The sequence below is a fragment of the Ruegeria sp. N10 genome (assembly GCF_056531545.1).
Genome location: NZ_JBQFLY010000005.1, coordinates 67803 through 81972 on the forward strand (window position 1 = coordinate 67803; position 14170 = coordinate 81972).

Consider the following 14170-nt stretch of genomic DNA (forward strand, 5'->3'; position numbering starts at 1 on the left):
TACGCCCGCAGCGGCATCATTCCGCGGCGATACTGCCGACGTCCTGGCCAGAGGCGGCCATGATCGCCTTGACGATATTGTGGTACCCTGTGCAGCGGCACAGGTTGCCTTCCAGGTATTTCCGGATTTCGGCCTCAGATGGGCGAGGGTTGTCTTTCAGCAGCGCTGCGGCGCTCATCACCATACCCGGTGTACAGAACCCGCATTGAAGGCCGTGATGATCCTGAAAGGCTTGCTGGATCACGTTCAGCGAACCGTCCGCATTTGCCTGACCTTCGATGGTGCCAACATCAGCGCCGTCGGCTTCGACCGCCAACATATTGCACGACTTCACGGCCTGGCCGTTCACATGTACAACGCAAGCGCCGCACTGGGCCGTATCACAGCCGACATGCGTGCCCGTCAATGACAGTTGCTCGCGCAGAAAGCCGGACAGTAATGTCCGGCCCTCAACCTCGCCGCTTACGGCCTTGCCGTTCACGGTCATAGAAATTTTCATGACTTTCTCCTCCCTGAATTCCAACGGTTCAACCGCCCAATACGCGCTTGAACCAACCTTTTTTTGCTTCGCCGCCTTCATCCTCGGCCGAAGGTTCGGCTTGAACCTGATCCGATGTTTCCGGATCGGGCGTTTTTTCCGGTTCGACCGCGTTCTGAAAGTTTTCAAAGAACCGGTCGGCCATTTTTCTGGCGACGCCATCAATGACTCGGCTGCCAAGCTGGGCCAGCTTGCCACCGACACGTGCGTCGACGGTATAGGTCAGCAGAGTACCTTCGGGCACATCAGACAAACTGACATCGGCCGCACCCTTGGCAAAACCCGCAGCCCCACCCTTACCTTCACCCGAGAGCTTCACGCTTTCAAGCGTTACGATATCAGAAAGGGTAACAGCCCCTTTGAAGGTCGCTTTGACGGGGCCAACTTTCTGCACCACCGTCGCTTCGAACCCGTCATCGACCGAGCCCGTCATTTCCTGACATCCCGGAACGCATTCTTTCAGAACCTCAACCGACAATAGCGCGTCCCAGACCTTGGATCGCGGCGCGGCGATGACGCGGCTGTCACTAAGCTCCATTTCTCTTCTCCAGGTGTTTTTGCTTACGCTACGCGGTGTTATTCGCCCTGCCTATTAGACCTTGGGTGTAGGTGTCGCCGCGCCGATCTTATGTACGACTTTGGGCCAGTAGGCGCAGATTACTTTCGTTGTTAGGATTGGGTAAGCTGGGGACAATCTGATTGAAAAAAGGCAATACCAAATGCTTGCTGACTCTATTGTAAGGTCTGGCTTCGAGAAAGTGCTGATCGTCGATGACCACCCCCTGTTTTGCGACGCGCTGTCGATGACCTTGCAAAGCGTGGCGCAGATCGGCGAAATCCATACCGCAGACCGACTGGAAGGCGCGATGGAACTTCTATCAGGGGGGCTGAAACCGGACGCGGTCATGCTGGACCTCAACCTGCCGGATGTGGAAGGGCTGGACGGCCTTGTCCGTCTGAAGGCTGCTGCGAATGCCCCGGTTATTGTGGTGTCCTCGATGACGGATAATCGCGTTGTCAGTCAGGTGATTCAGGCGGGTGCATCGGGTTATGTACCCAAGCATAGCCAACGCGATGTGTTTCGCCTGGCATTCGAGACAGTGCATTCCGGCAAAGTTTTTGTGCCCGAAGGATGCGTTCTGATCAATGTTGAAGAGGATGAACACGCCGGCGCGGTCAATCGGCTTGCGACACTGACAAATCAGCAAGCCCGCATCCTGCAACTGATCTGCGAAGGTAAACTGAACAAGCAGATTGCCTATGACCTGTCCATTGCGGAACCCACGGTCAAAGCGCATGTCACGGCAATCATGCGGAAACTGGGTGTGCAAAGCCGGACGCAAGCCGTTCTGATTGCAAAGAAAGCTTCGTTTGCCAGCGTCTTGCAAGACCAAGGCTAAGCGTCATACTCTCACCACATCGTCGCGCTTTAGGGAGGAGGCTCGATGGACCAAGCAGTCGGGTGGGCGACAGCCCGGACCGGTGCAACAGGCATCGTCAAAACGGCTTTCGTGCGTTACGACACCGGGCAGGCGCTTGGGGTGCTCGAACGTCAAATCGGGGCTGAGCCACTTGCGCTGGTGATATTGTTCGTCAGTCCGAACGCGGACGCCGCTGCGGTCATTGCCAAAGCCGAGCAGGTGTTTGCGCCTACGCCGGTGGTTGGCTGCACCACCGCCGGAGAACTTGCGGATAGCGGTTATTGCGAAGACCAGATCGTCGCAATCGGCCTCCCGCAATCCCATTTCGACACGCGTACGGTCCTAGTTTCCGATCTGAACGATTTTGAGGCGGAAAGCATCATCAACGAGATGATCCACAACCGAAATGCCATGATGGTCACGGCGCCCGACTGGAGCCATGAGTTTACGTTCCTGATGATCGACGGATTGTCGACCAAAGAGGATGCGTTGACCTCCGAGTTGGCCGTCGGCTTGGGGCCGGTGCCATTGTTTGGCGGATCGGCCGGTGATGGAACCCGGTTCGGGCGTACCTATGTGCTGCATCAGGGCAAGGCACTGAGCAATGCTGCCATACTGACTCAGGTTCGTACGCGGTGCCCGATCAAGGTGTTCAAAACTGATCATCTGGTTCCAACGACCCGGCGTATGGTCGTAACCAAGGCGGATCCGGCAAAACGCATCGTTGAGGAGATCAATGCCGAGCCCGCCGCCCGCGAGTACGCCCGTATCCTTGGCAAGGATCCGGAACAACTGACGACATTCACCTTTGCGGCGCACCCCGTTGTTGTGCAGATTGGTGGGCAGCATCACGTCCGCGCCATTCAGCAGGTGGCGGGCAACGGGGACCTTGTCTTTTTCTCGGCCATTGATGAAGGGCTTGTGCTGACGCTGGCCGAACCAAGGGACATGGTAGAGCACCTTGAGGAAGAAATCGGCCTTCTGACCGAGAAACGGCAACCCGACACAATTCTGGGCTGTGATTGCATTCTCCGCCGACTGGAAGCGCAGGAAAAGCAAAAGACACGCGAAATCTCGGACATTCTGGCCCGCAATCACGTTGTCGGATTTTCAACTTACGGAGAGCAGTACAACTCTATCCATGTGAACCAAACTCTGACGGGTGTTGCGATTTATCCGCCCGAGAAAGAGTAACGCATGATCGAGCATCTTACTGACCCGTCGGACTCGGTTGACCGCCAGAACGAGAAACTTCGCAAGATCGCCGAAGCGCTGATGCGTCGGGTAGAAGAATCCACCGATGCGTCAGGCGCAGCTTATGCGCAGTTTCAGCGTGCGGCCGTGCTTGAACAAGAGGTCCGCGCCCGGACGAATGATCTGGAACGTGCCCTTGAATTGCTGAACGATTCCAATGCCAGATTGGCACAGGCGAACAAGGACACCGAAGCCGCACGCGCGGATCTGGCCAATGCAATCGAAACGGTGCAAGAGGGGTTTGCCCTTTTCAATCGCGACGAAAAACTGGTGCTGTGTAACAGCCGTTTTGGTCTGCATATGCCCGACATTCAGGAGCGGCTGAGCCCGGGATTGAGCTTTGCCGAATATGTCGAACTGGTCAGCCGATCAGGGTTTCTGTCCCTGCCTGAAACAATGACACCGACAGACTGGGCCAAAAGCCGCCTGGATCGGCACACGGACGATCATGTGGTGTTCAACGTCCGGCTTGTTGGCAATCGGTGGTCACAAGTGTCCGAACACCGCACGCCGGATGGCGGCACTGTTATTCTGCAAACCGATGTGACCGATATCATGCGGATCGAACGGCAGGAGCGTGACCGGATACTGGATGACAAGGCCAGGCTGATCCGCGCAACGCTTGAACATATTGAACAGGGCGTTTGCATTTTTGACAACAAACACCGTCTGATCGGGTGGAACAACCGCGCTAGCGAGTTGCTGGCCATTCCAATCGCACAGTTTCAGACGGGAACCCGGTTTGAATCGCTGTCCAATCGCCTTGGCGCGAACATCAGGTTCCAGAAGGGGGTAACGGAAGCCGATCTTCTGAACTGGGTGACGCGGCAAACCTATCGCCGTCCTCTGCAATTTCAGATGCACCGTGGAAGGTCGAAGATACTTTCTGTTTTTGCGCAGGAAATGCCCGACCGCGGTTTTGTGATATCCTTCACCGATGTAACCGCAGAACGAAAATCCGCCCAGGCCTTATATGAGGCCAAAGAATTGCTGGAACAGCGCGTAACATCGCGCACGATGGAACTGGCTGACGCTTTGAACGAGGCCGAGCGTGCAAACGCATCCAAGTCGCGATTTGTGGCAGCGGCCAGTCACGACCTGTTGCAACCTCTGTCAGCGGCAAAGCTTTATGTTGCATCGCTGGGCAGCGGTCTGGACAAAGACGACGCAAGAACCGTTGCAGGAAAGGCTGAAAGTGCGCTGAACAGTGTTGAACACATTCTGGAAGCGCTGCTGGATATCTCGAAACTTGATTCAGGGCGGGCCACCGCGCATTTGTCGACCATAACAGTGAGTACGCTGTTTTCGCAGATGGAAGATGCGTTTCGCCCGGTGGCGCAGGCAAAAGGGCTTGAGCTGTCTTTTGTTGACACGAACGCGCGCGTGACCAGCGACGCCAGCTATTTGCGTCGGATTTTGCAGAACCTGCTTTCGAACGCGATCAGGTATACCGAGGTTGGAAAGGTTCTGGTCGGTGTGCGGCGTCGCAAAGGCGCAATTGCCTTGCAGGTCTGGGATACAGGTATCGGTATCGCGTCAGACCAAAGAGACCTCGTCTTTCAGGAATTTCAGCGCCTGCATTCTGATGCCAGCGCCGCAGAGGGTATGGGATTGGGCCTTGCAATCGTGGAGCGCGCCTGTGGGCTGTTGCAACATCCAATCCAGCTGTATTCCGAAATAGGCAAAGGAACTGGATTCTCGGTCGAAGTGCCGTTGGCGCAGGAAGAGCAGACCATTTGCAGCAGCGGCCCTGCGGCCCACGATCCGGGCTCCAAGGTCCTTGGTAACACGGTCGTATTGTTGATTGAGAATGATGAAAACCTCCGTAGTGCACTGACCATGACCATCGAATCCTGGGGGGTCGAGGTTCTGGAGAGCGAAAGCGAAGACGAAGCAATCAATCTACTTCGTGAAATTGACATTCTGCCTGACGCAATAGTTGCCGATTTTCAGTTAAATCACGATAGAACCGGTGTCGACGCGATACATGCCCTGACGCACGAGTTTGGCCCTCTGCCCGGCTGCATTATCTCGGCCAACCGATCACCTGAACTGGCCGAGCGTTGCAAGCGCGCCAATCTGCCTTTGCTCTACAAACCGCTAGATGCGCAACTACTGCGCTCAACGCTGGAATCGTCGATTGCACGCCGCAACTGAGCGGCGTCAATCTGTGACCGGTTCAGATTGAACCAAGGGTCTTCCCCTTGCCGAAACAGCTGGTTAAGAAGTTCTTCCAGCGTCGTTTCAGGAGGCCCCATTGGACCGTATCGCCCGCACCATCGCCACCGAGATTAATGCACGATCCGAGCAGGTCGGTGCCGCGATCAAGCTACTGGACGACGGAGCAACCGTGCCTTTTGTCGCCCGGTATCGAAAAGAAGCAACCGGAGGATTGGACGACACCCAGTTGCGTCTGCTGTCCGAGCGGCTGACCTATCTGCGCGAGCTTGAAGCGCGGCGTGAGACCGTCCTGAACTCGATCAAGGATCAGGGTAAACTGACAGAAGATCTGAGCCAATCCATAGCACGTGCCGAAACCAAAGCGCAGTTGGAAGACATTTATCTGCCATACAAGCCAAAACGGCGCACCAAGGCGATGATTGCGCGCGAAAATGGGCTTGAACCTTTGGTTGACGCTATTCTGGCGGACCGCAACTGCGACCCTGAAACATTGGCCGCGGCGTACCTCACCGAGGCGGTAACGACGACCCGGGATGCATTGAACGGCGCGCGGGACATTTTGACCGAGCGGCTGACGGAAAACGCCGCACTGCTGGGCGAATTGCGCAGCTTCATGCAGCGCGAGGCTCTGCTCAGCGCAAAGGTCATCGAAGGCAAGGAAAAGGACGGCGCAAAGTTCAGCGACTACTTTGACCATGCCGAATTGTGGGCAGACGTGCCGTCGCATCGGGCATTGGCGATGCTGCGGGCATCCAAAGAGGGCATCGTCACGCTGGATATCGCGCCTGAACCGGAATTTGGTGCCGCGCGGGCCGAGACGATTGTTGCCGCTCATCTACAGACACGTGGCACGGGGCCGGCAGACGCATGGTTGCGCAAAGTCGCGGGCTGGACATGGCGGGTAAAGCTTTCGCTGTCCATGATGGTCGAACTGATGGCTGATCTGCGCAGCCGGGCGCAGGACGAAGCCATTCAGGTCTTCTCGCGAAACCTCAAAGACCTGCTGTTTGCCGCGCCGGCAGGTGCCAAGGCGACATTGGGTCTGGATCCGGGCATTCGTACGGGCGTAAAGGCTGCTGTCGTTGATGCGACCGGCAAGGTCGTTGCCACTGACACCTTTTACCCATTTCAGCCGAAGAATGATTTGCGTGGTGCACAGGCCAGTATCCTCAATCTGATATCTGCTCATCAGATCGAACTGATCGCAATCGGGAACGGGACTGCCAGCCGTGAAACCGAAAAATTGGTTGCAGACACTCTTGCTCTACTACCCAAGACGGTGAAAGCACCAACAAAAGTGGTGGTGTCAGAAGCTGGGGCTTCGGTCTATTCCGCTTCTGAACTGGCTGCGCGCGAGTTTCCGGATCTGGATGTCTCGCTACGTGGTGCGGTCTCGATTGCGCGCCGATTGCAGGACCCTTTGGCCGAGCTTGTTAAAATCGAACCGAAATCCATTGGTGTCGGCCAGTATCAGCATGATGTGGATCAGCATCGCCTGTCACAGTCTCTGGATTCCGCGATCGAGGATGTGGTGAATGCTGTCGGGGTCGATCTGAACACAGCGTCCGCGCCTTTGCTGTCACGCGTATCAGGTCTGGGGCCAGCGCAAGCCGAAGCGATTGTCACCCACCGCGATTTGAATGGGCCCTTCCTATCGCGGAAGGATTTGCTGTCCGTCGCCCGCCTAGGACCGCGCGCGTTCGAACAATGTGCCGGCTTCCTGCGTATCAGGGACGGTTCCGAGCCGCTGGATGCGTCTTCGGTACATCCCGAAGCCTATGACATTGCGCGCCGGGTTGTTGCCGCCTGCGGCCGTGATATCCGAAACATCATGGGCCATAATGGCGCGTTAAAGGGGTTGCGGGCGGAACAATTTGTAACTCAGGATTTCGGCCTGCCGACGGTTCGGGACATCTTTGCCGAACTTGAAAAGCCCGGACGCGACCCCAGACCCAGTTTCGTCACCGCATCATTCACCGATGGTATCGAAGAAATCACCGATCTGAAACCCGGAATGGTTTTGGAAGGCACAGTCACCAACGTCGCGGCTTTTGGCGCTTTTGTGGATATCGGCGTGCATCAGGATGGGCTTGTTCATGTCAGCCAGCTGGCAGACCGGTTTGTCAAAGATCCGCATGACGTGGTTAAGACCGGGCAGGTGGTTAAAGTACGTGTTGTCGATGTTGATGTCCCGAGAAAGCGCATTGGGTTGACCATGCGAAAACAAAGTGGCGGCGGACATCGTCGCGCGTGATCGCAAAACGACGCGTGATGAAGTGCGCTACCTTCTTGAAACCGCGTTTTGTGGGGCGTCAGCTTAGTGTCTTGCAGGTGGTTCAATCCATGATTACGACTAGGACGACCGGAATGAAGGTGATGTTGGCGCTACAGAAACGGCTGGGCTGATTGATCTTTTCTTTCTTGAAAGTTCGAAAAGACCGGGGTTGTCGCGGTGGGCTGGTTCGTAGTCTCTTGTATAACGTCTGAAGCACAACCTTGGCCCAAGGCGGATCTGTAAACTTCCTGAGCTTCACCTTTTCGTAAACCAGAGGGTATGCATGACACATGTCGTGACACTGAATGCCGGATCGTCTTCGATGAAGTTCGGCCTGTTCGAAGTGACAGAAGACGATCCAATCATGGTGTGCACCGGTGTGGTCGAGCGGATCGGCGAGCCTGAGCCAACCGTCAAGGCGCGGTCATCTGGCGGTGGAGTTCTGGCGAATGGCACGGCAGGAGATATTCATGATCACGCCGCCGCCCTGGACTGGGTACTGAACCTGTTGTCACGTGTCTTCCCCAGTTGCGAGGTCACCGCGGTTGGGCATCGTATTGTTCACGGCGGACCTGAGATCGATACGCCATTGCCGTTGACCGCCGCTGCTTTGGAGGAGTTGGACAAGCTCTCTCCGTATGCACCTCTGCACCAGCCGCACAACCTGGCTGGCGTCAAGGCAGCTATGGAACGCTTTCCAAATGCCGCCCAGATTGCCTGTTTTGACACGGCCTTTCATCGCAATCACCCCTGGGAGAACGACGTATTCGCCCTGCCGCGCGAGTATTACGACAAAGGCGTTCGCCGCTATGGTTTTCACGGGCTTAGTTATGAGTACATCTCGGACCATTTGGCCAAAACCGCGCCACTTTTGCACGCGGGGCGGGTTGTGGTCGCGCATTTGGGTAACGGTGCGTCGATGTGTGCCATGATCGGGGGGCGATCCGTCGGTTCGACCATGGGGTTTTCGTCGTTGGACGGGCTGCCGATGGGATCACGTTGCGGTCAGCTCGATCCAGGTGTTTTGTTGTATCTGATGGATCAGGAAGGGTTGAGCGCCTCAGAGATTTCCGACCTTCTGTTTCGCAAATCAGGTTTGCTGGGTCTGTCCGGACTTTCAAGCGACATGCGCACTCTTGAAAAAGCAGATACCCGTGAAAGCCGACAGGCCATCAGCTATTTCACTTTCCGCATCCGCCGCGAACTTGGAGCAATGGCCGCAATATTGGGCGGTATTGATGCCCTGATCTTCACTGGTGGTATCGGAGAAAACTCGCGTCTTGTACGCGACAGGGTATGTTCCGGAATGGGGTGGCTGGGGATTGAACTGGATCCCGATGCCAACGCGGACAATGATCGGATCATCTCGACAGATCTGTCCCGAGTGGTGGCCATGGTTATTCCGACAAACGAAGAGCTGGTTATTGCCCGTGCTGCCGCAGATCTGTTGACAAATCGATCCCATCGGAAAAGTGCTTAGCCCGGCTGGTACGTCCAGCGATACGAGGGTGGGGTCGGCCCTTTGTTGCGACCACCTTGCTGCATCTGCTCCCAGGCATGTGCCAGAATACCCACTGATCGGGACAGGCAGAAAAGGCCGCGCGCCAATGGTGGCGCAAACCCAAGCTCGGCATAAATAACTGCGGTTGCGCCATCGATGTTCATCGGGACGGGTTTACCCTTACGCCGCGCAAGCTCTGCCTCGATCTGCTGCGCAATGCGCATGACCTGCCCATCGCAAGCACCGGTTTTCACCGCTTCGGCGACCAGTTCCATCAGGCGCGGCGCACGAGGGTCTGTGGGTGTGTGAAACCTGTGACCAAAACCCGGAAGTATCTTTCCGTGGCTTTCGATCCTCGCATTGATTGCCCGCTCCAAAGTGCCAGGGTAAAGGCCCACAAAGTGGTAGAGTTCCACGGCTTGCTCGCCAGCCCCTCCATGAATGTCGCCCAACATGTTCACGGCGCTCGCCATCGCGTTGTTGAGAGGCAGGCCACAGGTCACGGCCATGCGCGCGGTCGCAATCGATGGGGCCTGCGGACCGTGGTCGACTGCCGCGACCAGCGCGGCTTCGAACAATCGGGACTGCGCTTTTGATGGGTGGTCGCCGCGTACCATGAACCAGATCATCTCCGCGAAACCAAGGCGTCCGATCAGGTTTTGAATCGGCTCTCCGCGCAGGTCGATCCGGCCAGGTTCCATATCGATGATGGATGTTGCCCACCAATCTGACACATCGTTCATATGATCCCCTCTCTGCGCAGCGCGTCGATTTCCGCGTCGGTCAATCCGATCTCAGACCACACTGCCTTGTTGTCGGCCCCAAGATTTGGTGGCGCGATTTGCGGCATTCGCCGGGTGCCATCCATTACGACGGGACTACCTGCAAGCTGCATCTGTTCGCCGTGAACCTGTAAAGAGCCAATCAGACCGCGATCGTAAAGTTGCGGGTCTGCAAGGGCCTCTGGTACGGTCAGAACTTGTCCTGTCGGTACCCCCAATGCGTTTCATTCACTCACCCACTCGGCCGCGGCCTTCGTCTTTAGGGTGCGTTCCAATTCTGTACGTAAGGCGTGGCGGTTTGTTTTGCGATCTTCACGCGTTGCGTAGTCGGGGTTGTTCAGCAGGTCATCCCGCCCGAGACAGCGGGCAAGTGCCTGCCATTGCTCGTCCCGATTGGCCGCGATGTTGATCGGGCTGTCCCGCGTGGCAAATGTACCTGAGGGGGCCGAGGTTGTGTTCTCATTCCCATGCGCTCCGGGCGTTACGCCACCCACCAGATAATTTGAAACAACCCAGCCCATTGTCGAAATCACGGCTTCGGACATCGCAACATCCAGATAGGTGCCGCGTGGTTTGGCGTTCAATGCCGCCGCGACTGCAAAGGCGGCCGTCATCCCCCCGACCGTGTCCGCCAACGGATAGCCGACGCGATACGGTGCCGTGTCGGGGGCGCCGGTGATTGACATCACGCCGCTGATACCCTGCACAATCTGGTCATAAGCCGGATCGCCGCGCCGGGGGCCATCCTGCCCGAACCCGCTGATGGCGCAATAGATCAGGTTGGGATTAACGTTGCGCAGAACTTCATAACCAAGACCAAGACGATCCATTACTCCGGGCCGGAAGTTTTCCACCAAAACTTCAGCTGACTGGACAAGGCGTTTCAGAAGCGCCTTGCCCTTTTCCGATTTCATGTCCAGCGTGACAGATTTTTTACCGGCATTCTGCGCCAGAAAACTGATCCCCATCCCCGCCTTGTTTCTGGCGGGATCAGCTCCCAGAACGCGAGCGAGGTCGCCACCATCGGGGCGCTCGACCTTGATCACGTCGGCACCCATCAATGCCAGTTGGTAGCAGCAATACGGACCCGCGAGGACATTGGTCAGATCGAGAACCCGTATTCCCGCCAGCGGGTCAGTCACCTTCGGCAACCCCTTCCGCCCGGGCCTGTGCACGGCGCGCGCGGTAGCTGGGTAGGAGCACCAGAAGCGCCGCAATAACCAGCAGACCCAGCGTCATCGGGCGTTCCCAGATAAAGGCGATGCCATCGTACAACTGCATGGACCGTGAGAAGTTGTCTTCCATCATACCGCCGAGGATGAAACCGATCAGCAGTGGTGCCAGTGGGTAATCAGCAAATTTCAACGCCGTTGCGCATACCCCAAAACCCACCAGTATCAGCAGTTCGGTTGCATTGTTCTGTCCGATATAGGCCCCCATCAGAGTAAAGAACAAAATAAAGGGGATCAGATAGTTACGCGGCACCGAGAGAACTTTGGCAATATAGGGGATCAGCGGCAGATTCAGGATCAGAAGTACCAGATTGCCAATGAACATGGACATGATGACCGCCCAAAAGATCTGCGGTTCGTCCAGCATAAGGCGTGGGCCCGGCGTCACGTTCAGGGCAATCAATGCGCCAAGCAGGATCGCCGTCGTTCCAGATCCGGGAATGCCAAGCGTCAGAAGCGGCACGAACGAGCCTGTACAGGCAGCGTTGTTTGCTGTTTCAGGCGCGGCCAGCCCTTTGATCGACCCTTTGCCGAATTCGTCCTGCTCGGCCTTTGGGGCGATGTTACGCTCAACCGCATAGCCCAGAAAACTGGCAATCGTTGCGCCTGCACCGGGCAGAACGCCGATGAAAAACCCTTGGATAGACTGGCGACCAATCACCGGAGCAATGGCTTTGGCTTCCTCCCTGCTTATGCGCAGGTCCTTGATTTCACCTTCTTCGCCCTTAAGATCCTTGGGTTTGAGAACAAGAAACAGCGCCTCGGGTAACGCGAACATGGCCATTGCAAGTGTGATAAAGCCAAAGCCCGACTGCAAATCCATGATGCCCATGGTGAAACGAGGCATGTTGAACAGTACGCCTTCGCCAACAGTGGCCATGATCAATCCAAGGATTGTCATTATGATAGCCTTGGCAACCTGACCTGTTCCCGCAAAGGCGGCAATGGCCGACAAGCCGACAACCATCAGCGCGAAATACTCGGCTGAATGGAAAAGCAACGCAACAGAAGACAGGGCAGGGGCGAAGATCATCAAAAGCAACGCGCCGAACGTGCCACCTGCAAAGCTCGCGATTGCGGCAATGGTCAGGGCTTTGCCCGCTTTGCCCTGACGTGCCATCGGGTAGCCGTCAAAGCTGGAGGCGACGGTACCCGCGACCCCCGGCGCATTCAGCAGAATAGAAGAGGTCGAACCACCAAAAATGGCGCCATAATACACACCGGCCAGCAAGATCAGCGCGGCGGACGGATCGCCCATGGAAATTGCCACCGGGATCATGATGGCGATGATCGACATCGGGCCCAGACCCGGCAGCATTCCGATGAATGTGCCAATCAGACAGCCCGCGACGACCATCAGCAGATTTTGCAGTGAGAATGCCGTTTGCAGGCCTATCAGAAGTCCTTCAAGCATGTCAGCCTCCGAAAATGCCGGGCAAAGGGCGCATGTAAATGCCAAGGACTTCCTGAACCAGATACCAGACCGTACCAGTGGCGACCAGGGCGACGGGCAGCATGATATGCCATTTTCGTTCACCCAGGATAAAAGATCCAAAGATCAGGAAGGCCGAAGTTGAGATCAGGAACCCGACGGGGCGCAGGCATAGCGCATAGACGACCATCAGAACCAACAGCATGATCGCCTGACCAAGATGGTAATCGCCCAACCGCCGATAATCGATTTCAGGTTCGCTGGGTTCAGCTTTTTCGAAACCCAGCAGAATGATCGTGGCCGTGATGATCCCCAGAATAGACAGCACTTTGGGGAAAGTGCTTGGCCATATGGGGTTTCTTTGCATGAAAGGGGGCAGACTACTGTCCATCGTGAACCAAGCGGCGTAGCCATATGTTAAACAAATACCCAGAAGAATGAGCGCGATCCAGCGATCCAGCGCCATGAGACCCCCTCCTTTTTTTCGTCGTCAGGGATGGCAGAGCGGGTTACCGCTCTGCCCTAGTTGGATTCAGAGGAAGCCCAGCTTTTTCATCAGATCACCGATCTGTTGTTCCTGCTGCTCAAGAAATGACCGGAAATCATCGCCCGAGTTATGGATGTTCACCCAACCGTTGCGTGCACGAACCTCTTCCCATTCCGGGGTGTCGTACATCTTGGCAATCGCGGCCTGGTAGGCTGCAAGCTTGTCCTCGGGCAGACCCGGGGCCGCAAAGAAGCCACGCCAGTTCACAAAGGTGGTGTCGATGCCCTGTTCTTTCATGGTCATCGCGTCTGGGGCGGCATCTACGCGATCTGCCGATGTGACGCCGATGATTTTGACTTCACCTGCGTTGGCCAGATCGACGGCTTCAGAGAAACCTGTAGACAGCGCTGCAATCTCACCGGACAGAAGGGCAGCCATGGCTTTGCCACCCGCATCATATGGAATGTACTTCACGCCAAGCGCATCTTTTCCGGCCGCTTCCATCACCATGGCTGCGACCAGGTGGTCCATGCCGCCGGGAACCGAGCCACCGCCGATGGCCGTGTTGCCCGGGTCGGCGTCGAAGGCAGCAAGCAGATCACTCATAGAGTTGATAGGGCTGTCTTTGCCGACAACAATTGCTGCGTAATCTCCAATCGTGCCCGACACCAACGTCAGGTCGCGAAAGTTGTGTGGAAACACGCCAGTCAAAGAACGGATCACGATAGGCGTGGAGTTTACCATCAACGTCCCGTGGTTGCTGTCGGCGTTTTCAATCAGATAGCCGATGGCTTTGCCGCCGCCACCGCCTGACATATTTTCATAAGACGCGGTGCCCACAAGACCGGCGTTGGTAAGCGCTTCGCCGGTGCCGCGAGCGGTACCGTCCCAACCACCACCGGCGCCGCCGGGGATCAGAAAGTGGATGCTGTCCACCAGCTGGTCTTCAGCCAGAACGGGTCCTGCAAGACCTACAGCAGCAACAGCTGCGATCAGGGCGCGACGGCCCAGTGCGAAAGTTGTCATGATGTCCTCCCATTTGACAACGGGCCGCATGGCGGCTCAGA

11 protein-coding genes and 1 pseudogene are annotated in these 14170 nt (G+C 56.6%); 5 read left to right on the forward strand and 7 right to left on the reverse strand.

Going from position 1 to position 14170, the window contains the following annotated elements; genetic code table 11:
- Positions 1-16: 16 nt before the first annotated feature.
- Positions 17-499 (reverse strand): (2Fe-2S)-binding protein, encoded by a 483-nt coding sequence (locus tag ACR0JI_RS09160; RefSeq protein ID WP_209507073.1) that lies wholly within the window; start codon positions 497-499, stop codon positions 17-19.
- Positions 500-527: 28 nt separating this feature from the next.
- Positions 528-1076 carry an SRPBCC family protein gene (locus tag ACR0JI_RS09165; protein ID WP_480494095.1) on the reverse strand — a complete coding sequence of 183 codons (549 nt, stop codon included), beginning with the start codon at positions 1074-1076 and terminating at the stop codon, positions 528-530.
- 181 nt (positions 1077-1257) lie between these two features.
- On the opposite strand from ACR0JI_RS09165, the gene ACR0JI_RS09170 reads away from it, so the two are divergent.
- The 5 genes from ACR0JI_RS09170 (at position 1258) to ACR0JI_RS09190 (ending at position 9149) form a co-directional block, all read left to right on the forward strand.
- The gene (locus tag ACR0JI_RS09170) at positions 1258-1938 is read left to right on the forward strand and encodes a response regulator (RefSeq protein WP_480477323.1); all 681 of its coding nucleotides are present in this window, start codon (positions 1258-1260) and stop codon (positions 1936-1938) included.
- A 45-nt stretch (positions 1939-1983) separates the two neighbouring features.
- A complete protein-coding gene (locus ACR0JI_RS09175) occupies positions 1984-3153 on the forward strand; it encodes an FIST N-terminal domain-containing protein (RefSeq protein ID WP_480477321.1) in 1170 nt (389 codons plus the stop codon).
- A gap of 3 nt (positions 3154-3156) precedes the next feature.
- Positions 3157-5370: a hybrid sensor histidine kinase/response regulator gene (locus ACR0JI_RS09180; RefSeq protein ID WP_480494097.1), complete on the forward strand. Its 2214-nt coding sequence runs from the start codon at positions 3157-3159 to the stop codon at positions 5368-5370.
- Between the two features lie 100 nt (positions 5371-5470).
- Positions 5471-7648 (forward strand): Tex family protein, encoded by a 2178-nt coding sequence (locus ACR0JI_RS09185; protein WP_480477317.1) that lies wholly within the window; start codon positions 5471-5473, stop codon positions 7646-7648.
- 304 nt (positions 7649-7952) lie between these two features.
- Positions 7953-9149: an acetate/propionate family kinase gene (locus tag ACR0JI_RS09190; protein WP_480494099.1), complete on the forward strand. Its 1197-nt coding sequence runs from the start codon at positions 7953-7955 to the stop codon at positions 9147-9149.
- On the opposite strand, the gene ACR0JI_RS09195 is transcribed toward ACR0JI_RS09190, so the two are convergent.
- The 5 genes and pseudogenes from ACR0JI_RS09195 to ACR0JI_RS09215 all read right to left on the reverse strand — a co-directional run bounded on the left by ACR0JI_RS09195 (position 9146) and on the right by ACR0JI_RS09215 (position 14129).
- Positions 9146-9913 (reverse strand): citryl-CoA lyase, encoded by a 768-nt coding sequence (locus ACR0JI_RS09195; RefSeq protein WP_480494101.1) that lies wholly within the window; start codon positions 9911-9913, stop codon positions 9146-9148. The two genes, ACR0JI_RS09190 and ACR0JI_RS09195, sit on opposite strands and share 4 nt — an antisense overlap.
- Positions 9910-11094, reverse strand: a pseudogene (locus ACR0JI_RS09200) (CaiB/BaiF CoA transferase family protein). Before ACR0JI_RS09200 ends, ACR0JI_RS09195 begins: the two are co-directional and overlap by 4 nt.
- Positions 11087-12598, reverse strand: a complete 1512-nt coding sequence (locus tag ACR0JI_RS09205; RefSeq protein WP_480494103.1) for a tripartite tricarboxylate transporter permease — start codon at positions 12596-12598, stop codon at positions 11087-11089. Before ACR0JI_RS09205 ends, ACR0JI_RS09200 begins: the two are co-directional and overlap by 8 nt.
- Before the next feature lies 1 nt (position 12599).
- The gene (locus ACR0JI_RS09210) at positions 12600-13082 is read right to left on the reverse strand and encodes a tripartite tricarboxylate transporter TctB family protein (RefSeq protein ID WP_480494105.1); all 483 of its coding nucleotides are present in this window, start codon (positions 13080-13082) and stop codon (positions 12600-12602) included.
- A gap of 66 nt (positions 13083-13148) precedes the next feature.
- Positions 13149-14129, reverse strand: coding sequence for a tripartite tricarboxylate transporter substrate binding protein (locus tag ACR0JI_RS09215; RefSeq protein WP_480477304.1), 981 nt, complete (start codon positions 14127-14129; stop codon positions 13149-13151).
- Positions 14130-14170 lie beyond the last annotated feature (41 nt).